This window comes from Scardovia inopinata JCM 12537 (assembly GCF_001042695.1).
GTDB lineage: Bacteria > Actinomycetota > Actinomycetes > Actinomycetales > Bifidobacteriaceae > Scardovia > Scardovia inopinata.
Genome location: NZ_AP012334.1, coordinates 1,017,308 through 1,040,345 on the forward strand (window position 1 = coordinate 1,017,308; position 23,038 = coordinate 1,040,345).

Consider the following 23,038-nt stretch of genomic DNA (forward strand, 5'->3'; position numbering starts at 1 on the left):
TCTCCTTAGAATGAATTGTAATAATTCTTTAATTTTCGCATTATATGCGAATTAAAATATATTTATACACTCCCCTCTCGATTTTATGGAGTCAGAGAACAATCTCTGGTTTATCTCTGGTTTAGACTGGACCTATGATTTCTTCCATGCAGCTACCATCCCAGATTCCACCAGGCATCCGCTTAGTTGTCCGTGTGCGGGATGGGAAAGATGAATACAGCGGTCACCAACTCTACAGAGATTATCTGGGGCATGTTCAATCCTGGGACGGCAAAATCCTAATCCTCCTGCGGGATGCAGCTGCTCATGGAAAACGCCCGGAAGAAGAAGTCAGCATTAACGCAGCAGATATCGTTCGCCTGAAGCCTATTCCTGAAAGACGGCCCACCCATAAGCTGAAAACAGGTGACGAAGATTACAGGTGAGGATACTGTTTTATTTCCATCTGACTGGGGCTGAGAATGCTCACTACTGACTGAGCATTCCGGGAAACGGACCCTAGCTGATTCTTCCAGTCAGACTGGTCAATAGTTAAAGTCCTGTGTTCCGGTTCGGTACGTTGGCCGAACTGGTTCATGAGCCGCCTTTGTTCCCACTGTGACTGACGGTAAGGATTTCCAAAAGCAAAGAACTGATCCAAGTAGCGGTTGTCCTTCTGATCCAAAGCTCGGGACAAGTCTCTGAGGGAATCTGCCATGGTTTTGAGCAAAGAGGAAACTTCCTGGGGATTTTCCTCAATCATAGCCTTGGTTCGCTCAGGACTTGTCAGAGCCACCCGGGTCATGTCTCTCCATGATCCTGCAGACAGCGAGTAGGCAACATTGGCGACAGGAGATTCTACCATCCGATTAATCAAAGCAGTGGATACAGCATGAGGCATATGCGAAATCAAGGCTGCTGCCTGATCATGGATGGCAGCATCCACAGTAATAAATTCATTGGAAGCATAAGCAGTAATCATCTGTCCGACCTGCAAAAAACGCCTATAATCGGTGGAATCTGCGACCGTAATGGCCCAGAGGGCATTATCCATCAGATCACTGCTGGATGCATAAAAACCCTCCTGCTCATTCCCTGCCATGGGATGGGCTCCCACATAGGAATCAGCCAGACCGGCTTTTTCCACAGAGTGCAGCACCTGCTGCTTAACACTGCCTACATCGGTCAGTGTGGTTTGAGGGTTCATCTCTTTCTTTATCCGAGGCAAAAGATCATCAATTGCCTTCAGGGGGGTGGCAATGACCAGCAGATCAGGATCAGCCCTGACCATATCTTCCAAAGAAGGCATACAGCGAATTCCGGAACTAACCGCCTGCGGGTAAAAATCCTGAGACAGATCCCAGCCATAGACGGTCATTCCCCGGCAAGCCAGACGCTGGGCAAGAGAACCGCCAATCAGGCCCAGACCGGCAACAGCGACAGAAGTCAGCTGAGGAAGCTGCTCTGAGCAGGAATCCCCGCCCTCTATTGTCTTATCCCCGGTCATGCTTCACCTTGGCAGAGCTGAACCATGAGGCCGGAAAGAATGCCACTACAACCTGAATTACAATAATTCCGTACAGCCACCACTGCCATACATGAGTGGAAAAGTAAGTATGGAATGCCACAGATCCGGTGGCCACCAATGCTGATGAAGCCTTGGAAGTCAGGGCCAGACCCCAGGCAGTAGCAGTAGAACTTACAAAATGAAGGACCAGGTCTGCATAACCGCTGCGAGCTCGGGCAGACCAGGCAGAACCAAGCACAATCAGAAGGGAAAGAACCATACCATAAGGAATGTTGTAGGCTGCACCCATCCTGTGGGAGACAGTACCAATCAGACCAACAGCGCAACCCGCAAGCAGACTTAGGGTTAACCTGACCCATCCAGGCCAGGAATAGGAGACAGGTGCCTGTTGATCTTCCCGATTACTCATGTTGTCACCTTACTTGTTCTTTGCCTGCCGCCTTTGCTGGGCATTCCACTTATACCACTGTTCCCTGTCCAGAATAATTTTACGTACCCGAACAGATTCAGGGGTGACTTCCACGCACTCATCATCATTGGCAAAGTCCAGGGATTCTTCCAGGCTCATCTGAATGGGTGGGGTCAGCGTTTCTAACACATCAGCAGTAGAAGACCTCATGTTGGTCATATGCTTTTCCAGGGTAACGTTAATATCCATATCACCTGGCTTGGCGCATACGCCCACAACTTGTCCCTCGTATACAGGACTCTGCGGCTCAACGAAGAAATTACCCCGTGCCTGGAGCTTCTGCATGGCGTAGGGGCTGGCCTTACCTTGACGATCCGAGACCATGGATCCATTCTGTCTCAGGCTGATTTCCCCCGCCCAGGGCTGATAACCAGCAGAGATGGAAGAAGAAATACCCGTTCCCCTCGTGCTGGACAAGAGCTGAGTCCTGAATCCAATCAGACCGCGGGAGGGAACAATGAACTGCATGCGAACCCAGCCGGACCCGTGATTGCTCATGGACTCCATTCTTCCCTTCCGAGAAGCCATCAGCTGGGTAACAGCACCCATATATTCTTCTGGCACATCGATAGTTGTATTTTCGAAAGGTTCCTGTACTTTACCATCAATTGTTTTGGTAACTACCTGAGGGCGGCCAACAGTCAGTTCATATCCTTCACGTCTCATTTCTTCAGCCAGCACAGCCAGGGCCAGTTCTCCCCTGCCTCTGACTTCCCAAGCATCGGGACGCTCAGTAGGAAGAACCTGGATAGAAACATTGCCCACCAGTTCCCTGTCCAGTCGATCCTTAATCATACGGGCCGTCAGCTTATGGTCCTTGCCCTCGGTACCGGCCAGAGGGGAATCGTTTGTACCAAAAGTCATGGAAATAGCCGGATCATCTACATGAATCAGGGGCATGGGCTGGGGATTGTCGGGATCGACAATAGTTTCCCCAATCATGATGTCACTCACGCCTGCAACTGCAACAATATCTCCGGGTCCCGCCTCCTGGGCCGGCTCCCTGTCCAGACCGTGAGTCTTCAAAATTTCAGTCAGACGGAAGTTCTCTACAGATCCGTCCACTCGGGAAAGACCATAATTCTTTCCCTTGACCAGAGTTCCGTTGTATATGCGAACCAGGCCCAAACGGCCCAAATAATCGGAAGAATCAATGTTGGTCACATGGGCTTGCAGGGGGGCACCTTCTGTATATTCAGGTGCAGGAATATTGGTAATAATAGATTCAAACAAGGGCTCCAGGTCGTTTCCTTCAGGAACGCTGCCGTCAGCTGGCTGGCTGCTGGAAGCGATTCCCGCCTTGGCTGCGCAGTAAAGTATAGGTAAGTCCAGGAGGGAATCAATATCCAGATCAATACCTTCTTCTACCACATCCTGAGCCAGTCCCAAAAGGAGATCGGTTGTCTCGCTGACAACCTCAGAAATTCGAGAATCAGGACGATCAGTCTTATTAATCACCAGAATAACAGGAAGTTTGGCTTCCAGAGCCTTGCGGAGCACAAAGCGGGTCTGTGGAAGAGGACCCTCTGAGGCATCAACCAGCAGAAGAACCCCATCAACCATGGAGATACCCCGCTCAACCTCCCCGCCAAAATCAGCATGACCAGGGGTATCAACCACATTAATGGTAATGCCCGCAGGCTGACCCATTTTTTCGGCCAGGGGACCAGTGTATTTGATAGCCGTGTTCTTGGCCAGAATGGTGATTCCCTTTTCCCGCTCAATATCACCAGAATCCATAACCCGATCAGGGACCTCTTCCCTCTCGGAAAAAACGTGAGCCTGCTGGAGCATAGCATTCACCAGGGTCGTCTTGCCGTGATCAACATGAGCGACGATTGCTACGTTACGAATATCTGAGCGAGTTGCCATAGTCTTTATATTTCCTCTATATTACTTATTTCTGTTGATTTTTCTAGCATTGACCGCCATAGGGCAGATTATTATCTTGTTTTAGTCATAAAGCCAAAGAAAACAATACAGTTGACACCTGACACCTTATATTCTTTCTGATAATTCTGATTCCAGGGAGGAATCATGAAAAGAATCAGGCAGGAAGGGAGCCAGGGAGGGAAGCTCAGACAGGGAATTGATCCCCATCTTATCCAGGAAAAGACCCGATGTTCCTAAAAGGGCAGCATGTGATTCCTGATCCTCTCCCTCCTGACGGATAAGGCCCCTCATTGTCAGAGACCGAATAACCCCGTCTGAATTTACCCCTCGGATGGCAGTAATCTGAGCCCTGGTAACAGGCTGCTTGTAGGCAATAATAGCCAGGGTTTCCAAGGCAGCCTGAGACAGGCGGGCAGTCTGACCATCGGTGACAAAGGCTGACACGACAGTTTCATACTCAGGCCGGTTAGCCAACTGCCAGCCTCCTGAAGTTTCCCTCAGTTCAAACCCTCTCCCCTCCTGGCTGTAGGAAAGGGAAAGAGCAGCCAGTGTATCCTGGGCCTGCTGAGGGGTTATATTGACAGCATGAGCCACCTGATCAGCAGTAACCGGCTGATCAGCAACAATCAGAATGGCTTCCAGACAGGCAGTCACATTGTCAGACACCGGGGTATCTGCTACCGGTTCTTTGGCGTCCTTATTTTCTTCATTTTCTTTGTCGTCACTCATGCGAAATCCTCCTGACTTATGGGACTGGCCTCTGCCCGATCATCATTTTCCTGATCAGTACCCACCCAGCGCACATGGAGACTTTGGAAGGGTCCTTCCTGCTTAAATTGGACAGTTCCCTGTTTGAAAAATGCCAGCAGAGCTAAAAACCTGGCCACGATTTCAATGGTTTCGCTGGTATCAGCAATCAGGGAATCAAAAGTCACATCCGTTTTCCGCCCAGCAGACCGAAGTTTGCTGCGGACAATATCAGCCTGCACCTGCAGATCGACCATGGGCACATGGAGTTGATCAATCCTCACTTCTTTCAGGGGAGCATTGGCCAAGGCAGCAGCAGCTATCTGAGCCAGCTGAATTGGGCTGACCGACCAGGCCAACTCAGGCAGCATAAGGGAAATAGTCTGATCCATATAGCCTGGATGAGCAAATCGGCCTGAATTCGCCGCCAAAGCCTGCCTAAAATTCTCTCCTGCCTCCCTGAAAGCTCGGTACTGGAGCAGCCGGTCAAAAAGCAAATCCCTCTGTCTCAATGCTTCCATGCTCTGATCCAGCTGGTCATCTCCCTGACTGCGGGGAAGAAGGCTGGCACTCTTGGCCTCAATGAGGATGGAGGCAACATCTATGAAAGAACTGACTCGGTCAGCGTCTTTGACCATATCCAAGCCAGAAACATAATGCAAAAAATCATCGGTAATCTCGGCCAGAGAAATCTGACTTAATTCCAGCTTCCTGTCTGCCAGCAAGGCCAGGAGGGCATCAAATGGCCCCTGATAAACCCTCAGATCAACAGTGAACTCAGGTGGCTTTTGTGCTTCTTCAACCGACGGCTCTGCCACTTATGCAACAATTCCTTCGGCAATAATCTCCCTGGCTACCTCCCTATATTCTTTGGCAGTCCTGTGCTCAGGAGAAAACATGGTGATGGGGGCAGCAGCAACTGTGGCATCGGGAAGCTTGATTGAGCGGGAAATGATGGAATGGAAGACCTTTTTATCAAAAGCCTCATAAATACGCTGAAGCACTTCCTGAGAATGAATGGTATTGGTATACATAGTTACCAGGACCCCATAAACCTGCAAATCGGGGTTGATTCGGGTTCTTACCTTCTCAATGGACTGCATAAGAAGGGCTACCCCCCTTAAAGCAAAAAATTCAGCAGCAACAGGAATAATGACCCCGTCGGCTGCGGTCAAAGCATTGATGGTCAGCAAACCCAGGGAAGGCTGGCAGTCAATGATAATGGCATCATACTCGTCCTTCAGCCGGCGCAGGGTAGAAGCCAGAACTTGTTCACGCCCTACCTCGGTTACCAGCTGGACTTCGGCAGCAGACAAATCTATATTGGCCGGAATGATATCAAGATTGGGAAAGCGGGTGTGCACCACTACCTCGTGGACATCTATACTGGGATTAAATAAAGCTGTATAAATGGTATTCTCCACCTGATTCGCGTTAATTCCCAAAGCTACCGTGGCTGCTCCCTGAGGATCAAAGTCCACAATCAGAACTTTTCGGCCGTACTGGCTTAAAGCACCGGCAATATTAACCGAGCTGGTGGTTTTACCCACTCCCCCCTTCTGGTTGCACATGGCAATGACCCTGGCAGGGCCGTGCTGTTTCAGGCTTTGTGGAGCAGGAAATGTCTTGTATTCACGTCCAAGCATATCGATAGGCATGGTTTCACTGTATCAACAGCACTTGTCTTTCATTTTCACAGAATGTTCATATGGATTCAGATTTATATCCGTCTGTATCTTTATATCCGTCTGTATCCTCCCTATTCACTCTCCTGCTTTGTCTTTTACAAGTTTACACTGTGAACACAGGTTCACGTTGTGAACAGAAACATCCCCAGCTATAAACGACCGATAACTTTTTATACATCAAATTAGCGTATTTTCAAGGTTTTTAACCAGATACTACCTGATTAATCACTTATGTATGCATATTTTCAGGATTCTTAGACCGGCGGTCATTGTATTATGAACGTACTTCTGACAACAAGGAAAGATGAAGGACCCCGGCAGTCGAAACTGGATACAGATCGAATGCAGGGGAAGCCCTACACTCTGGAATTTTGAGGACCAACAATGTTCAAGTTTATCATTAAGAGGCTGGGGAGATACATCGTCCTGCTCTTCGTGGCAATTTCGATGACTTTCTTCCTATCCAGCTGGTTTATGCACCCCCGTTCGAATTATGAACAAAGGACGCCCCGACCCCCACAAGCCTCTATTGAGAGAGCTCTGGATAATGCCAATCTTAATGACCATACCAACGTCTTCGTTCGCTACTGGCGCTGGCTGACCGGAGTCGTTACCCGTTGGGACTGGGGCCAGACCCCCAGCGGACAAAAAATCAATAACATCATGGCCCCCCGTATTATCGCTTCTACAGAGCTGGTAACCTTGGCTACTGTTTTAGGAATCCTCTTGGGAGTTTCTCTGGGCGTCTATACAGCCATGCGGCAGTACAAGTGGCAGGACACTTTCTGGACCGGACTGGCTTCCATCCTTATGTGCGTACCTACTCCGGTCATCGCTCTCCTGCTTATTTTCTTCTTTATTAACATCAACACCTGGTCGGGTACCACTATTTTCTACGTGACCGGCCTTTCCTCTTATACAGGAAGCAATCCTTTTGCCTGGTTTGGTGATTTTGTTAGGCATATCTTTATCCCCACCCTGGTACTGACCATTATTGGAGCGGTAGGTTATCATATTTCCCAGCGCACCTACCTGCTGGATGAAATTCGCGCTGATTATGTGCGCACGGCACGCATGAAGGGATTAACCCGCCGCCAGGCTATTCGTAAGCATGCATTGCGCGCTTCTTTTATCCCTACAGCCGTTTCTATTGCCTTCTCCATTGCAGGCGTTTTCTCGGGAGCTACCCTGACAGAGAGCATGTTTGGTATTGAAGGCATGGGTAAGTATTTCATTAATGCACTGAACAACAACGATATCTACGGTACCGTAGCTTATATGGCTTTCGGCGGTGTCTGCACCCTGGTCGGTGCTCTCTTGGCTGATATCGCAGCTGCTATTCTCGATCCTCGTATTCGGATGAGCTAGATTAGAGGTGTATGGAAGATGACAGACATGAACAACACAAACGAAATGCAAACCGATAGAAACGACCTGCCAGATGCAGATGCAGCTGCGACAGCAGAAGCCAGCAAGACCGCACCAGCCGCAGCTGAAGTTGGAAAATCCACTGTGGTCAATGCCCTGGAGGAAATTAAAGCAGAAAAGGCTATTGAAAAAGAGAGCGGCAAAGGAGAAGTCAAGCATATTGGCTACTGGCACCTTATTGCCCGTCGTTTCTTCCGCCAGCCTAGGGCCATTATCGGGGTCACTGTTTTTGTAATCCTTATCCTTATCGCCCTCTTCGGCGGCCGCTTTGCAAAGTTTTCCTATGAAGACCCTGACTTCACTGCCCTGAGCGCTGCTCCCAGTGCAGATCACTGGTTGGGCACGGATTCGTCTGGTATTGACATGTATGCGGCTCTGTGCCACGGCCTGGGCCGGTCCTTAACCATCGGTGTTCTTTCCTCTGTTATTACCACGGTGATAGCAGCTATCTATGGAACTGCCATCGCTTATTTCCGGGGGATAGTAGAGAAAATAGGCATGTGGCTGCTCGATATGCTCATGGTCATCCCTGCCTTCCTCCTCATAGCCCTTATGGTCCGTGCTGCCAACGCTTCTGCTGGCTGGCTTTGGCTGGTCTTCGGCATGTCCATCTTTGGCTGGATCGGGCCTGCCCGAACACTAAGAACCATGGCCTTGTCCCTGCGAGAACGCGATTATGTGAAAGCTTCCAAATACATGGGAGTAAATTCTTTCACCATTATTATCCGGCATCTAGTTCCTAACCTGGCTTCTATCATTATTCTTAATCTTATTCTTGGCGTCATCTCCTCAGTGGGATCGGAAACAGCCCTGAGCTTCCTGGGGCTGGGTATCAAGGTTCCTGACACTTCATTGGGAACCCTCCTTGCCGGTGGCCAGACTACTCTTCAGACCGCGCCATGGGTAATTGGTGTCCCCTCTGTCGCTCTGATTGTTCTCTGCGTCTGCTTAATGATGATTTCAGACGCCCTGCGCGATGCCGTAGACCCCCGGTCCGGTGCTACCGGTCAGGTTTCTGCCTGACAGATAAACAACTAGGAAAAGTAGTCGTCATCAAGCATAATAGAACAATACAAACAATCTCAAATTCGTGGTGAAAAATGGCAAATACAACAGTTGATGACCAGAAGGATCAAGACCTGACGCGCGAGCAGGAGCAGGAAAACGAATCCCAGGATTCTGAAGGCTTCCGCAAGGTTGACCTGGTACGAGATCAGACGCTGGCTTATGAATTTCTGGAGGGAGATGGCCCCAAGGGTGCACCCCAGGGGGATCCCATCATGCAGATACGTGATCTGAACGTCTCTTTTGCCTCTGAGGCGGGAGCGGTCAGGGCCGTGCGAGGTCTCAATTTTGATCTTTGGCGGGGACGGACTCTGGGTATCGTAGGCGAATCCGGTTCCGGAAAGTCAGTCACTGCCCTGTCTCTAATCGGCCTCCTGGATGACAATGCTTCCATCAAGGGTTCCATTACTCTGGATGGGGAAGAGCTGGTTGGCAAGACTGATGAGGAAATGGCTCAAATTCGAGGTGAGCGAATTTCCATGATCTTTCAGGATCCTTTAAGTGCCCTCAGCCCCATGTTCTCCATTGGAGATCAGCTGGCAGAAGCCCTCCTGATTCATCACCCCGATATGTCTGAAACTGAAGTTCATGATCGGTGTGTGGAACTCCTGTCGCTGGTAGGTATTGATGACCAGGAAAAGAGGCTGGTTGCCTTCCCCCACGAATTCTCTGGTGGTATGCGGCAGCGTGTCATGATTGCCATTGCCATTGCCAACAATCCTGACGTTATTATTGCCGATGAGCCCACGACTGCACTCGATGTTACTATTCAGGCCCAGGTGCTAGATCTTCTGGCCGTAGCTCAAAGAGAAACGAATGCGGCAGTTGTTTTGATTACCCATGATTTGGGTGTGGTTGCCGGTACTGCTGATGACATTCTGGTTATGTACGCGGGTAAAGCCGTAGAGAGAGCCAGTATTGACCGCCTTTTTGCCAAACCAACGATGCCTTATACCATGGGTTTGCTGGGAGCTGTTCCCAAGCCTCATATGCCGGCCAGCCAAAGGCTGTCGCCTATCAACGGAAACCCTCCTTCTCTAGTGGCTATTCCGGCAGGGTGCCCCTTCTCTCCCCGGTGCCCCTTAGCAACAGAAAAGTGCCATCAGATTGAACCTGAGCTTGAACTGGCAGAAGAGGGAACAGGCCATCTGGTTTCATGCATTCACCTTGATGATATTCTTAAGAAGAACCTAACCTATAAGGAAGTTTTCCCGGCTCCAGAAGATCTCCCAGCCAAGTGGGCCGATGTTCCCCGTGACCAAAGGCCGATTGTTCTTTCTGTCGATAACTTGACTAAGACCTTCCCTATCACCAAGGGAGGTTCCTTCGGCCGTGTCATTGGAAAGCTGGCCGCTGTTGATCATGCCAGCTTCGATATTCATGAGGGAGAAACTGTTGCCCTGGTGGGCGAATCTGGTTCCGGTAAATCGACTACTTTGACTCAGATTGTGGAACTGAAAAAACCCGAAGAGGGAACCATCACCATCATGGGCCAGAATATTGCGAATCTGAAGCGAAAGGAACGCAAAGCTCTCCGCAAGGACGTCCAAATCATTTTCCAGGATCCCCTAAGCTCCCTGGATGCTCGAATGACAGTTTATGACGTTTTGTCTGAGCCTCTGCAGGCTCAACACTGGAAGAAACATGATATCAGCAACCGAATTGGGGAGCTGATGACCATGGTGGGCATTAACCCCGACTATGTCGACCGCTTCCCTACCCAGTTTTCCGGAGGCCAGCGCCAGCGTATCGCCATTGCCCGAGCTTTGGCCACCAATCCTAAGCTCCTTCTCCTGGATGAGCCTATTGCCTCTCTGGATGTATCTATTCAGGCAGGTGTTATTAACCTCCTAGAAGATTTGCAGGCCCAGCTTAAGATTGCCTACCTCTTTGTCGCTCATGATCTGGCTGTAATCCGTCATATTTCTGACCGGGTAGCCGTTATGTATCATGGTGTCATTGTGGAACAGGGAGAGACTGAGGAGATCTTTACTAACCCTCAGCATCCCTACACCAAGGCGCTCTTGTCTGCTATTCCTATTCCTGACCCCGTTATTGAGCGCACTCGTAAGCGTTACGTTTTTGAAGACGGTAGGCTGCGTAAGGTTGATTCCTACAGCACTCACATGGGAATTGCAAACCAGCAGTAAAGCACTAATCTATTTGCTGTTTTCATTCTAAAAGGAAATCATTTTAAAAATCATGTTAAAAGGGAATCGCCTCCTATCCTTCTTGGTGGGAATCGATTCCCTTATCTTTTTATCTTCTTTTTTATTCACTGTTTTTCCATCCCCTCTTTTTCATCCACTGCTTTTGATGAATAGCAATCACGTATAAAAGCTGCCGATATCTCACAATGTGAAATTTTTTTGCATAATTTCCTATCCACCTTTCCCTCTATTATCAGGGTATCTCTCTTTTTGTATATATATATAAGGTTTTTATACATACTGAGGGAGGGATTATTCACCTCTTAATTTTAGGAAGGATTGAGTAATGAGGAATTCATCTAAGTTTGCCAAACTTGGTGCCTTGGTTGTGTCCGCTGCTACCATCTTTGCCTTAGCAGCATGCGGCAGCACAAACAGCGGTCAGAACGCAATCAAATCTGAGCCAGCTGTCGGCACTCCGGCAAATTACAAGGAAACCCTGCCTATGCCTACTCTGACAGGCATATACAACAACCCTAAATCCCGCGATCAATTGAAGGATAACGGTTCCATTACTTATGGAACTACTGAAGTCACCTCCGACTGGAACAACTTCAGCGTCAACGGCAATACAACCTATATGAACACTTACTGGTCGTATTATATGCCAGTCCTCTTTATCTCCAGTGCTGACGGTGGCACCATGACACCGAATAAAAACTATATTTCTGCCTACAAAGAGACAAAGGTCAACGGTAAGCAGACCCTCTATATCACCTTTAGCCCCAAGGCTAAGTGGAATGATGGCCGTGCCATCGACTGGACGGCTGTCAAAGCAGCATGGACCGTACAGAGCGGCAAAAATAAGAACTATACACCAGCTGCCACCAATGGATGGGATCAGGTAGAAAGCGTCAAGCAGGGATCTTCTGCCAAGCAGGCCGTTGTGACCATGTCCAAGCCTTATTATCCAGCAACGTCTTTCATAAACGTGTATCCTCCCCAGGCACAAAGTGTTAAAGCCTATACCTCTGGCTGGGTAGACAATCCTCATAGTGAGTGGGGAGCCGGTCCGTATATCATTAAGACTCATTCTGATTCCAGAGTTGTTTTCACCCCCAACCCCAAGTGGTGGGGAAACAAGCCCAAGATGACCACCGTCACCTACAGGGTCTTGGATTCTCAGGCAGAAATCAACGCCTTCAAGAACGGCGAAATTGATGTTGCGACAATCTCTAACCAGGATGATCGCAAATCAGTCAGCACCATGAAAAATGCCCAGATCCGCCGCGGTTACTCTCCGACCATTGCTGATCTGGTTCTCAATGCCAAGGTTGCTCCTTTAAACGATATTCAGGTTCGTAAAGCCTTCATCCAGGCAGTAGACCGTACCCAGCTGGCTAAAATTCAGTTCGCTGGCCTGGACTGGACCGAAAAGGTTCCCGGCTCTCTGCTGATGACCCAGACCATTGCTGGTTATGAAGACAACATGCCAAAGGAAGCTGCCTTCAACACAGCCAATGCTAAGAAAACTTTGGAAGCAGACGGCTATAAGCTGGGCAGCGACGGATACTACGCCAAGAAGGGCAAAACCCTGACCCTGTCTTACACTACCTTCGGAGACAGCTCCACCACCAAGGCTCGTGGTCTGGCTATTCAAAAGATGCTGAAAGCAGCTGGAGTTAAGGTAGAAATAGACAATCATCCTGCGTCTGAATTCTCCTCTGTTGTAACCAGCGGTAAGTGGACCATTATGGGCGGTCTGGGCTGGTCTGGTAACCAGTTCTCCTATATGAATGGCGTTCAGCTCTACGGAAGTGAATCGGGAAGCAACTACTCCTTTGTTGGCAAGAAGTCCATTGATCAGGGGTTTGCCAAAGTCGCGACTCTGCCTAAGCGTGAAGACCAGGTAAAACAGGCAAATAAGACAGAAAAGGAAGCTCTTAAACTTTACGCTCAGCTTCCTTACTTCTGTGGACCTCAATCCTATGTGGTAAAGAAGGGCTTGGCTAATGTTGGTCCTTCCCGCTTCAAGACGGTCCTGGTTGAAGATATCGGTTGGGTTAAGTAACAAAACAGCTGATATATTCCAATATATTCCAAGCCGGGCTCCTGAGCCCGGCTTTTTTATATACATAATGTATATTATTGCTTCATTCATCATTTTATGCATCGTGCTATACACAAATATCGTCGTCCTTGTTTAGACTATCAGACACTGGTTCAGCTCTATAATTCATTGTTGATCATTACCAACTTCGAAATAGAGAAACGATTCAGTATAAATAATATTCGGTTTAGCCCTTGTGCAGGAAAGGATTGAGCGATGACAAGGAAGAGAATTATATCAAAACTGCCAGCTCTGGCAGCATCAGCCATAACCGTAATAGCTCTGAGCGCCTGCGGAAATGCCACAACAGGCACCAGCAAAACAGCGATGACCGAAGACCCCTCAGGGACTCCGGTCACCTACACCGGTACCTTACCCATGCCAAAAGCTTCTGGAGACTACAGCAATCCTAAATCTCGCGATCAGTTAAAGGATAAGGGAACAGTTACCTACTCCATATCAGAGATTGGTCCTAATTGGAATGCTTTCAGCGTCAACGGCAACACTGTCTACATGAGCACCCTCTGGAACTATTACATGCCCAGCCTCTGGATGTCCAGCCTGGATGGATCTACAATTAAGCCGAACCCTAACTACCTGACCTCCTATAAGATTTCCACAGTCAAGGGCAAGCAAACCATTGTCCTGAATTTCAACCCGAAGGCCAAGTGGAACGACGGGAGGGCTATTGACTGGACAGCAGTTAAAGCAGCCTGGACCGTGACCAGCGGAAAAAACACCAATTATACTGCTGCTTCTACTACAGGTTGGGAACAAGTTTCCACCGTTACCAAGGGTACAACGGCTAAACAAGCTATTATCACCATGAAGACGCCATACTACCCTGCCACCTCTTTCATTAGCATCTACCCGCCTCAGGCAGTAGATGTCAAGACCTATACCTCTGGCTGGACCGACAACCCTCACGACAAGGAATGGGGAGCCGGCCCCTACGTCATCAAAACCAGGACCGATTCCCAGGTCACCTTCACCCCTAACCCCAAGTGGTGGGGAAACAAGCCCAAGATGACCACCGTCACATACAAACTCCTTGATTCTCAGGCAGCAATCAATGCCTTCAAGAACAAGGAAATCAATGCGGTTTCCCTGTCCACTGCTGATGACATCAAGAACATCCGTTCTGTTACAGGGGCAACAATACGACGCGGTTACACATCAGATGTGTCTATTTTTGAGTTCAATGCCAAGAAAAGCTTCCTCAAGGATATCAATGTTCGTAAGGCGATCGTCCAAGGCATCAACCGGGAGCAGATGTCCAAACTAGCCTTTGCGGGTCTGGATTGGAGTGCCCCTGTTCCTGGCAGCGAACTCGTCTACCCCACCCAGAAAGGGTATAAGGATAATATGCCTAAGGAGGCCGCCTTCAACACAGCCAATGCTAAGAAAACTCTGGAAGCAGACGGCTACAAGCTGGGCAGCGACGGATACTACGCCAAGAAGGGCACAACCCTGACCCTGTCTTACACCACTTTCGGAGACAGCTCTAAGGTTAAAGCCCGCGGCCTGGCCGTACAAAAGATGATGAAGAACATCGGCATCAAACTCACCATTGACAATCGTCCTTCATCAGACTTCTCAAAGACCCTTAGCGATGGTGATTGGCAAATTCTAGGCATGGGCTGGTCATTTAGCGGCACCCCTGACAGTTATAACTACGGCAAGCAGCTCTATGGCATGAAGTCAGAATCCAATTATTCGGGTATAGGCAGTAAGAAAATCGATGCCATGTTCGCCAAAGTGAACACCCTCAACACGGTTTCCGCTCAAATTGCCCAGACGAACAAGGCTGAAAGCGCGGCCTTTAAACTCTATGGACAGCTGCCTTATGCCAATAGTCCTATTATGGGAGCATATTCCAAAGGACTCGCAAACGTTGGCCCTGCAGGCTATAAAACTATTCTCGTCGAAGATGTCGGCTGGGAAAAGTAAGGCAAAGATATAAGCCAGCATAGGCCAAGCCTGAATAAGTAAGCAGGCACTGCATTGGATGAATTAATGAATTCCTCATTCATCCAAGCAGTGTCTGCTTTTCTTTACTTTTTCTTATATCGATTTATACCATTTTCTTATATCGTTTATGAACTGTCTCATTCTTTAAGATAATAAAAATTAACTATTTTAGAATATTTTTTGAATTTTATGCATTATTTTTTGGAGGTTTTATACTGTATTCATTTTCTATCATCGTAAATTCTCTTCCGAATCCTCGATTTTAAGCCAAAAAATAGCACACTTTTATTTACATCCCTTCTATGGTTCCCCTGTCTTTTCATACAAACTCACCAGCAGGCACTGAATAATACAAGATATATAGAGGGTCACATAAGCCTCAGAACCAACTGATAAGCAGAAAATTGTTCCCAGGTAATCGTATAGTCATGAAACATGCAAGGAGGAAAGGCATATAGTTTATACCATCCTTATTTTCCTGGCATGCAACATCATACATAGGAAGGATAGAGCAATGAAGAATTCTTCACCACTCTTCAGACTGGGAGCTCTGATTGCATCTGCTGCAACTGTCTTTGCTCTTGCAGCATGCGGAACAGCAAATTCAGGAACTGCCAAGAAGGTGAATACTGAATCAGCTAGTGGCACTCCTGTTACCTACACAGGAACCCTGCCCATGCCGTCAACAACCGGCGTTTATAACAATCCCCAGCCAAGGAGCAATCTGAAGGATAATGGAACGCTGACCCTGTCAATCAACGAGATTGGCCCTGATTGGAATGCTTTCAGCGTCAACGGCAACACCAAGTATATGAACACCCTGTGGAGCTATTATATGCCTACTCTCTGGCTGTATAACGCTGATGGTTCCACTGTTAAACCCAACAAGAATTACGTCACCTCCTACAAGGTTGCTAAGGCCAATGGCAAGCAAACCATTACCCTGAATTTCAACCCGAAGGCCAAGTGGAACGACGGAACAGCCATTGACTGGACAGCAGTCAAAGCAGCCTGGACTGTGCAAAACGGCAAGGATAAGAACTACACTCCTGCCAGCACTACAGGCTGGGAGCAGGTTGAAGATGTCAAGCAGGGAGATAATGCCAAGCAGGCAGTTATCACCATGAAGACACCGTACTACCCTGCCACCTCTTTCATTAGCATCTACCCGCCTCAGGCTGTGAATGCTAAGACCTATACCTCTGGCTGGACTGACAATCCTCACGACAAGGAATGGGGAGCCGGCCCCTACGTTGTCAAGAACAAGACAACGTCCCAGGTCACCTTCACTCCTAACCCCAAGTGGTGGGGAAACAAGCCCAAGATGACCACCGTCACCTTCAAGGCCCTGGAGGATCAGGCAGCCCTCAACGCTTTCAAGAACGGCGAAATAGCTGCTACTGGTCTTTCTACTGCTGATGACATCAAGACCGTTAAGTCAGTCAAGGGTGCAACCATCCGCCGTGGATATGATTCCAGCGTCAGCGTATTTGAGTTCAATGCCAAGAAAGGCGTTCTCAAGGATATCAATGTTCGTAAGGCAATCGTCCAAGGCATCGATCGTAATCAGATGACAAAGATTGCTTTTGCTGGTCTTGACTGGAATACGCCAGTTCCTGGCAGCGAGCTCCTCTACCCCACCCAGAAGGGATATGAGGATAATATGCCTAAGGAGGCCGCCTTCAACACAGCCAATGCTAAGAAAACTCTGGAAGCAGACGGCTACAAGCTGGGCAGCGACGGATACTACGCCAAGAATGGCAAGACCCTGGCCGTGTCTTACACCACTTTCGGTGATGGATCTAAGATTAAAGCCCGCGGCCTGGCCGTACAAAAGATGATGAAGAACATCGGCATCAAACTCACCATTGACAACAAGGGCAGCTCCGAGTTCTCCAACACCATCACTTCCGGAAATTACGACATCGTAGGTATGGGCTGGTCCGGCGCTAATCCCACTGATGGTTTCACCTCCGGATATCAGCTCTACGGTTCTGATTCCGACTCTAACTATGCCTTTGTTGGTTCCAAGGCCGCCGATAAGCTTCTGAAGAAGGTTACCACCATTGCTGATTCCCAGAAGCAGATTGACACCCTGAACCAGGGCGAGAAGCTGGCTCTTAAGTGCTACGGCACTCTCCCCTATGCAAACCCACCGGTCATGGGTGTCTACGCCAAGGGACTTGCCAACTACGGACCTTCTTCCTGGAAGACAGTTCTCGTTGAAGACATTGGCTGGCAGAAGAACTAGTTAGTCTAGGTTAGCCTAGCTCGTCACCTTAACGAGGAAACCTAACTAGACAAGACAATAAAACAGAATAAAATTCACAGTGAGGGCGGATTCCGCAGGGAACCCGCCCTTTTTGTATATTTTGTTTTGTATACCTTATTATCATTGTCCTTCGAATTATCCATTCGTGGATTTATCACCAGTCACTTGAAGAATTGAAGATCACAATATTATTGGAAACTCATCGAGCCCGGGGGTGGGCCGTAATATACGTCTCAATCAGAGTCTGCGGAGAAATATGAGTGTACAGCTGAGTTGTAGTCACTGATGCATGACCTAAAAGTTCTTGAACAGTACGGACGTCTGCCCCACCTCGAATCAAGTGAGTGGCACAAGAGTGGCGCAAGGTATGGGGATGGACTTCCTTGCTGATATGCGCTCGATTTGCCGCAGCCTGAACGATTTCCCAGACCGACTGTCGGGACAGGCGTTTGCCCCGCTTATTAAGAAAAACAGCTCTCAACTCTGGCCCTGATCTAGCTTTATCCTGCAGATACTGGCGGGGACCATGCAAATAGCGATTCAGGGCTGAACAGGCATATGATCCCAGGGGGACCAGGCGCTGCTTTGATCCCTTTCCCATAAGACGGGCACAGCGGGAATCTAGATCCAGATCAGTCATATTAAGCCCTACCGCCTCTGATACCCTGGCACCGGTTGCGTAAAGAAATTCCAATAATGCCCTGTCCCTGAGGATCACGGGATCTGTATCCCTCTCAGTGCTGGTCATTTCCATCATTCTGGAGACCTCATCTATGGTCAATACATCCGGCAAATGGGCAGCAGCTTTAGGGGGTTTTACCGTCTGAGAAACATCTGTCTGAATCTGGCCACGGGAAGAAAGATAACGATGATACTCGTGGATAGATGCCAGACGTCTGGCAATAGACTTCTGAGACTCCCCAGCCAGCGATAAGGATGCTACGAAATCTTCCACATTTTGCTGGCTGATCTGACCCGGATCTGTAACCTTCTTGTGAGTCAGCCAGCTGACATACTTGATCAGATCAGATTCATACGCCTTAACAGTTGCTGCAGCCAACCCGCGCTCAACAGAAATATATCCGAGAAAAAGAGAAAGGCTGGTGGAATATGCCTCAGGAAGACCATTACTGTCATTTTTTTTGATTTCTGTCATAACAATATCCACAATATTCCTAGCACAGACCTACTTACACGTCCCATGTCCGCCAAATGTACCATCATTACTGGTTAGACTAATCAGACTGGTCAGCTCATTATCCTCAGCACAAAAATAAGAAAATGAAATAAGAAAAATAAATAAAAAAATAAAACCACTAAAATGCAGCCCATCTATAGGAGATGGGCTGCTGTAGTGAACCATTAATTCATCTGCGGGAAATCAGGAGAGATTAGTCATCCTCCCTTCTTTCCGCTGTTTTATTTCTCACCCAGGTTTTATTTCTCACCCAGAAGGTGGGGATGCAGAGACAGGAAAATCAGGTAGCAGGCAGGGATGACCAGCACCAGGGCTGCTCCCAGCTGACTTCCTGCTGCACCTGAGGCAGCTCCCATAATAGGAGGAAGGATTGCACCGCCAATAAGACCCATAATCATAAGCCCTGAAATCTCATTCTGGCGTTCAGGCATATGCAGACCAGCAATCGAGAACATGAGCGAGAACACATTGGAGTTGCCAAAACCAACCAAAGCTAGAGCAATATACAATACCCAGTTATTAGGAGCGACTGTAGTAAAAAGAATGAAGCATATTACAGCCAGTCCTACGCAGGAGGAGCACAATGCCACCATAGCCTTGTTGGAGAATTTGAGCAACGCCCACATCCCCACAGCGAACCCCAGGGTACGGAATGCAAAGTAAATAGACGTCGTATATGCCGCTGCTGAGGCTGCCATGCCAGGGTGAGCACCCATCAAAAACTGAGGAGCATAGGTGTTTACACCAGCATCAATCCCCACATGGCACATAATACCAATAAAGCAGAGGAGAATAACGCCGTCTCCCAGCAGACCCAGGACCTTTCCAAAGGACATATTGGGGGCATTCTGCTTCTCTTCATGGATCTTATCCATTGCCAGCCAGATAAAGGCAATGATGGAAATGATAAGGAAGATGATGTACATAATCCACCATTTGCCGAATGCCTTGCCTAGCCAGGCAGCAACCAAAGGCGCAGAGAAGGATGAAATTGCCTTAACAAACTGCCCCGCAGAGATCGTACTGGAATATCTTTCACCCGAAACCAAGTTAGCAATCAAAGGATTGAGAGAAACCTGCATAAAGGTGTTGCCAATTCCAAGAAGAATGAAGGATATGACCATCAAGGTCAGCTTGCCGCCCTTAGGAACGTTCGGAATCCCATAAGCAAATATGGGGAAAACGCAGGCAGCCAGTGTAATGGCAACAGATATGAGCACAGTGACACGACGGCCATACTTATTCATGCAATAGCTGGTAGGAACTGCAAAAATAAAGAACCAGAAAAAGACCATAGTCGTGAACAGACTTGCCTGCCAAGATGGGAGTGCCAGATCCTCCTTAATAAAGTTGGTCGCAGTTCCCACGAAATCGACGAATCCCATGGTGAAGAAAGTCACCAGGATGGGGATCATCATGGAAGCAGAAACCTTTTTATCGTTATTATCAGTCATGAAACCCTCTCTTTATAAATTTATTCAAGCCCCTGCTCGGCAACATAATCGGGAATCTTCTCGCTGTATTCCGGCCAGGCACCGGCCTTAGTGCACACATATGCAGCCACATTTACTGCCTTCTTATGGGCAAGATGAAGAGGAGTATCCTTAAGAATTTCAATGCAGAATACACCAGAGAAGGAGTCCCCGGCGCCAACAGTATCAGCGACTTCAACCTTGGGGGTCCTGACCTTAGATACAGCACCGTCCTTGGCAAATACTTGTGAATATTCGCTTCCGGCAGTCAGAATAACGTAATCGAGATCGTATTCCTTGAGGAACCAACGGGATACTTCTTCGGGGGTTCCGGGAACGCTGAACATGGTCTGCAGCTGAGTGATCTCCTCATCGTTAATTTTGAAAACCGTTGCTGACTGAAGCTGTTCCTCAATCAGAATCTTCGAGTAAAAATCACCACGAAGATTAATATCAAAATACTTCATGGTACCTGGCTTAACCCGGTCGAGCAAACGCATAATAGTATCATGAGATTCCTGGCTGCGGCAGGCAAGGGTTCCATAGCAAACCGCATCTGCTGTGCTGACGAGGTCAACCATATCCTTTGTGTAAGGAATATGATCCCATGCTACATCCTTGACAATGTCATAGGTAGGAATTCCTTCATGAAGATGGACTTCCACAGTTCCGGTTGGATATGCATTCTTCTTAATCAGATGCTTAATACCGGCTTTATTAACCTCGTTCTCCAGTTCATCGCCTAAATCATCTTCGCCCAAGGCACTGATAGCATACCCATCTGCCCCATTTTTCATAGCATGATAGCAGAAATTCGCAGGAGCGCCGCCTGCCCTTTTTCCTGCGGGAAGCATATCCCATAAAAGTTCACCAAGCGCGACAACAACATGCTTGCCACTGGACTGTGCTGAGTCACTCATCTGAATTCCTTTCCATGAATGCTTGCATCCACGCTTGCCCTAGATGCAGTCACTCTTCCTTGAATGAGTTATTACCTATACAGAACAAAACCGACTGCGTCACATCCTGCATGCTTTTATTCTACCACTCTAAGGAACAGGCACGCTGTTGTTAATAGAGATACAGGTGCTCAAACTAGTCTCCGGCTAGTCTCCGGCAATTCATCTATGTTGTTTATCCCTGGTAATCGCCTAAATTTCAAGCTTTTCTATGTCAGGACGATAATATTTACGCACGAAAGCAAGTCGAGTAAATGTGGAATTTTCCCACCATTCGGCGTGTCAAACGTTTGACATTTCCTTGAGAGACCACAACACACTGGCCACGAGGTATAAGCCCATACCATAAGCCCATACCTCGGCGTGAGCGAAACCTAAAATCAGCAAGTGTCAGCAAGTGCAATAAAACAAAAGCAATAAAAAAGGACGGCATGAAGCCGTCCCACTATGTTTTTTGCTGCTGTCGCTTATTTATTTTTCGACCGGAGCATTAACATCATCAGGAAGAACCTTCTTAGCCTCGTTGACAATGGCCACGAACGTGTCGTGATCATTAACAGCGAGCTCAGCCAAAGACCGGCGATCCAGCTCGATTCCAGCCAGGTGCAGGCCCTGGATGAAACGATTATAGGTCATGCCCTCTGCGCGCACTGCCACGTTGATGCGTGAGATCCACAGTTTGCGGAAGTCACCTTTGCGGGCCTTGCGGTCACGGAAGTTGTAGTTAAAGGAGTGCAGAAGCTGTTCCTTAGCCTTGCGGTAAAGGCGGGACCGCTGCCCCCGGTAGCCGGATGCCCGTTCCAGTACTGTACGACGCTTCTTATGTGCATTTACTGCGCGCTTCACACGTGCCATATTATTTCCTCATCTTTCTTGACGTCTTAAAACTTATGTTCTGACTAAAACTACTGGTTCAGCATTCCCTTGAGATTCTTAGTTTGAGTCTTGGCAAGTACCTTGTTGTCAGACATACGGCGACGCCTATGAGCAGACTTATTCTCCAGATTATGCCGCATAGCGCTTCCGTTATGGATGAGCTTGCCCTTGCTGGTGGTGCGCACACGCTTGGAAGCGGCTGAATTACTTTTCATCTTTGGCATTATTGCCCTCCTTAGGTGATGCCTTCTTCGCTCGAGGGTGGGAAGAAGTCTTCTTTGCGGAAGTCTTGGTAGCAGACGATGACTGCGATTTCGAACCGGATCGGCCATTCTTGGACGGGGCTGAACTTGTCGGGACAGCTGTATCGATTCCCAGAGACTTAAGAGTCTCCTCTGCCTGTGCAGCAGCAGCTTTCTGAGCTTTTTTCTTGGCACTCAGTCGGGCTTGCTGGCGGGCCTGGCGTTCTTCACGGGACCCAGCACCGCGCCGGCGCTGCTCGGATTGTTTATGCACCTTCTTGCCTTTAGGGGCCAGGACCATAATAATATTACGTCCATCACGGCGGGGAGCAGACTCAACAGAACCGAACTCCTCAACCTCATCAGCAAGACGCTGCAGAAGCTCAATACCGCCGACAGGACGGGACTGTTCACGTCCGCGCAGCATAATACTGACCTTAACCTTGTCTCCCCCTTCCAGGAAGCGGGAAACCTGGTTTTTCTTTACTTCGAAATCATGATCATCGATTTTCAGGCGGAAACGTGTTTCCTTAACCTCTGCGGTGCTTTGATTGCGACGAGCCTGACGAGCCTTTATTTTCTCGTTGTACTTATACTTACCATAATCAATGAGCTTTGCCACAGGTGGCTTGGCATGAGCAGAAACCTCAACCAGATCAAGGTTTGCTTCGCGCGCAAGATTCAGGGCAATTGTCGTTTTGACAATACCAACCTGTTCACCTTGCGGCCCAATAAGACGCACCTCTGAGGCGCGAATCTCATCATTTATACGTTGCTCGCTGATGATGACTCCATTTCTTTTTCGTTCCTTGGGGTCTTCCCCACCGATACCAGAAGAGCACGGTCGGCTCCACTCACGGCAGGCTCCATTCCCAGCGAACAGTCTGCCAAACCGCAGACAGCCCTCATTCGATGAATTCCTGGTTGACCTATTCAAAACGCACAGATTCCTGGCGTCATAGTCACCCAGCATTCATGACAGGATTGGCAT

The 23,038-nt window shown here is 48.5% G+C and carries 18 protein-coding genes and 1 pseudogene; 7 read left to right on the top strand and 12 right to left on the bottom strand.

Translation table 11 applies throughout. The features are described from left to right. Positions 1–134 precede the first annotated feature (134 nt). A complete protein-coding gene (locus SCIP_RS04175) occupies positions 135–425 on the top strand; it encodes a DUF6725 family protein (protein ID WP_407694981.1) in 291 nt (96 codons plus the stop codon). On the opposite strand, the gene SCIP_RS04180 is transcribed toward SCIP_RS04175, so the two are convergent. The 6 genes from SCIP_RS04180 to SCIP_RS04205 all read right to left on the bottom strand — a co-directional run bounded on the left by SCIP_RS04180 (position 416) and on the right by SCIP_RS04205 (position 6,274). Continuing rightward, a complete protein-coding gene (locus SCIP_RS04180; RefSeq protein WP_048349267.1) occupies positions 416–1,486 on the bottom strand; it encodes a prephenate dehydrogenase in 1,071 nt (356 codons plus the stop codon). The two genes, SCIP_RS04175 and SCIP_RS04180, sit on opposite strands and share 10 nt — an antisense overlap. Further along, complete coding sequence (locus SCIP_RS04185; protein ID WP_006293276.1) at positions 1,473–1,916, bottom strand: hypothetical protein; 444 nt, start codon at positions 1,914–1,916, stop codon at positions 1,473–1,475. Before SCIP_RS04185 ends, SCIP_RS04180 begins: the two co-directional genes overlap by 14 nt. Before the next feature lie 9 nt (positions 1,917–1,925). Beyond that, a complete protein-coding gene (gene typA / locus SCIP_RS04190) occupies positions 1,926–3,848 on the bottom strand; it encodes a translational GTPase TypA (protein ID WP_006293278.1) in 1,923 nt (640 codons plus the stop codon). A 126-nt stretch (positions 3,849–3,974) separates the two neighbouring features. Beyond that, the gene (gene scpB / locus SCIP_RS04195) at positions 3,975–4,598 is read right to left on the bottom strand and encodes an SMC-Scp complex subunit ScpB (protein WP_006293280.1); all 624 of its coding nucleotides are present in this window, start codon (positions 4,596–4,598) and stop codon (positions 3,975–3,977) included. Then, entirely contained in the window at positions 4,595–5,434 is an 840-nt protein-coding gene (locus SCIP_RS04200) for a segregation and condensation protein A (protein ID WP_006293282.1), read from the bottom strand. Before SCIP_RS04200 ends, scpB begins: the two co-directional genes overlap by 4 nt. Further along, complete coding sequence (locus SCIP_RS04205; protein ID WP_006293283.1) at positions 5,435–6,274, bottom strand: ParA family protein; 840 nt, start codon at positions 6,272–6,274, stop codon at positions 5,435–5,437. Between the two features lie 414 nt (positions 6,275–6,688). Between SCIP_RS04205 and SCIP_RS04210 the strand changes: the two genes are divergently transcribed. The 6 genes from SCIP_RS04210 to SCIP_RS04235 all read left to right on the top strand — a co-directional run bounded on the left by SCIP_RS04210 (position 6,689) and on the right by SCIP_RS04235 (position 17,279). After that, on the top strand, positions 6,689–7,672 hold the full coding sequence (locus SCIP_RS04210) for an ABC transporter permease (RefSeq protein ID WP_006293284.1): 984 nt from the start codon (positions 6,689–6,691) through the stop codon (positions 7,670–7,672). A gap of 27 nt (positions 7,673–7,699) precedes the next feature. Further along, positions 7,700–8,755, top strand: coding sequence for an ABC transporter permease (locus SCIP_RS04215; RefSeq protein ID WP_407695023.1), 1,056 nt, complete (start codon positions 7,700–7,702; stop codon positions 8,753–8,755). Positions 8,756–8,832: 77 nt separating this feature from the next. After that, on the top strand, positions 8,833–10,947 hold the full coding sequence (locus tag SCIP_RS04220; protein WP_006293286.1) for a dipeptide ABC transporter ATP-binding protein: 2,115 nt from the start codon (positions 8,833–8,835) through the stop codon (positions 10,945–10,947). A gap of 346 nt (positions 10,948–11,293) precedes the next feature. Then, positions 11,294–13,018, top strand: coding sequence for an ABC transporter family substrate-binding protein (locus tag SCIP_RS04225; RefSeq protein WP_006293287.1), 1,725 nt, complete (start codon positions 11,294–11,296; stop codon positions 13,016–13,018). 255 nt (positions 13,019–13,273) lie between these two features. Continuing rightward, on the top strand, positions 13,274–15,007 hold the full coding sequence (locus SCIP_RS04230; RefSeq protein ID WP_006293288.1) for an ABC transporter family substrate-binding protein: 1,734 nt from the start codon (positions 13,274–13,276) through the stop codon (positions 15,005–15,007). A gap of 535 nt (positions 15,008–15,542) precedes the next feature. Further along, positions 15,543–17,279, top strand: coding sequence for an ABC transporter family substrate-binding protein (locus tag SCIP_RS04235; RefSeq protein ID WP_040590649.1), 1,737 nt, complete (start codon positions 15,543–15,545; stop codon positions 17,277–17,279). Positions 17,280–17,499: 220 nt separating this feature from the next. Here the strand turns inward: SCIP_RS04235 and xerD are convergent, their stop codons facing one another. The 6 genes and pseudogenes from xerD to infC all read right to left on the bottom strand — a co-directional run. Further along, a complete protein-coding gene (gene xerD, locus SCIP_RS04240) occupies positions 17,500–18,456 on the bottom strand; it encodes a site-specific tyrosine recombinase XerD (RefSeq protein ID WP_006293290.1) in 957 nt (318 codons plus the stop codon). A 281-nt stretch (positions 18,457–18,737) separates the two neighbouring features. Further along, entirely contained in the window at positions 18,738–19,952 is a 1,215-nt protein-coding gene (locus SCIP_RS04245; protein WP_006293291.1) for an MFS transporter, read from the bottom strand. 20 nt (positions 19,953–19,972) lie between these two features. Beyond that, positions 19,973–20,890, bottom strand: coding sequence for a carbohydrate kinase family protein (locus SCIP_RS04250; protein WP_006293293.1), 918 nt, complete (start codon positions 20,888–20,890; stop codon positions 19,973–19,975). Between the two features lie 510 nt (positions 20,891–21,400). After that, positions 21,401–21,784, bottom strand: a complete 384-nt coding sequence (gene rplT, locus SCIP_RS04255; protein WP_006293295.1) for a 50S ribosomal protein L20 — start codon at positions 21,782–21,784, stop codon at positions 21,401–21,403. Between the two features lie 50 nt (positions 21,785–21,834). Continuing rightward, the gene (gene rpmI / locus SCIP_RS04260) at positions 21,835–22,029 is read right to left on the bottom strand and encodes a 50S ribosomal protein L35 (RefSeq protein ID WP_006293297.1); all 195 of its coding nucleotides are present in this window, start codon (positions 22,027–22,029) and stop codon (positions 21,835–21,837) included. Between the two features lie 160 nt (positions 22,030–22,189). Further along, positions 22,190–22,876, bottom strand: a pseudogene (gene infC, locus SCIP_RS04265) (translation initiation factor IF-3); the annotation flags it as partial. Positions 22,877–23,038 lie beyond the last annotated feature (162 nt).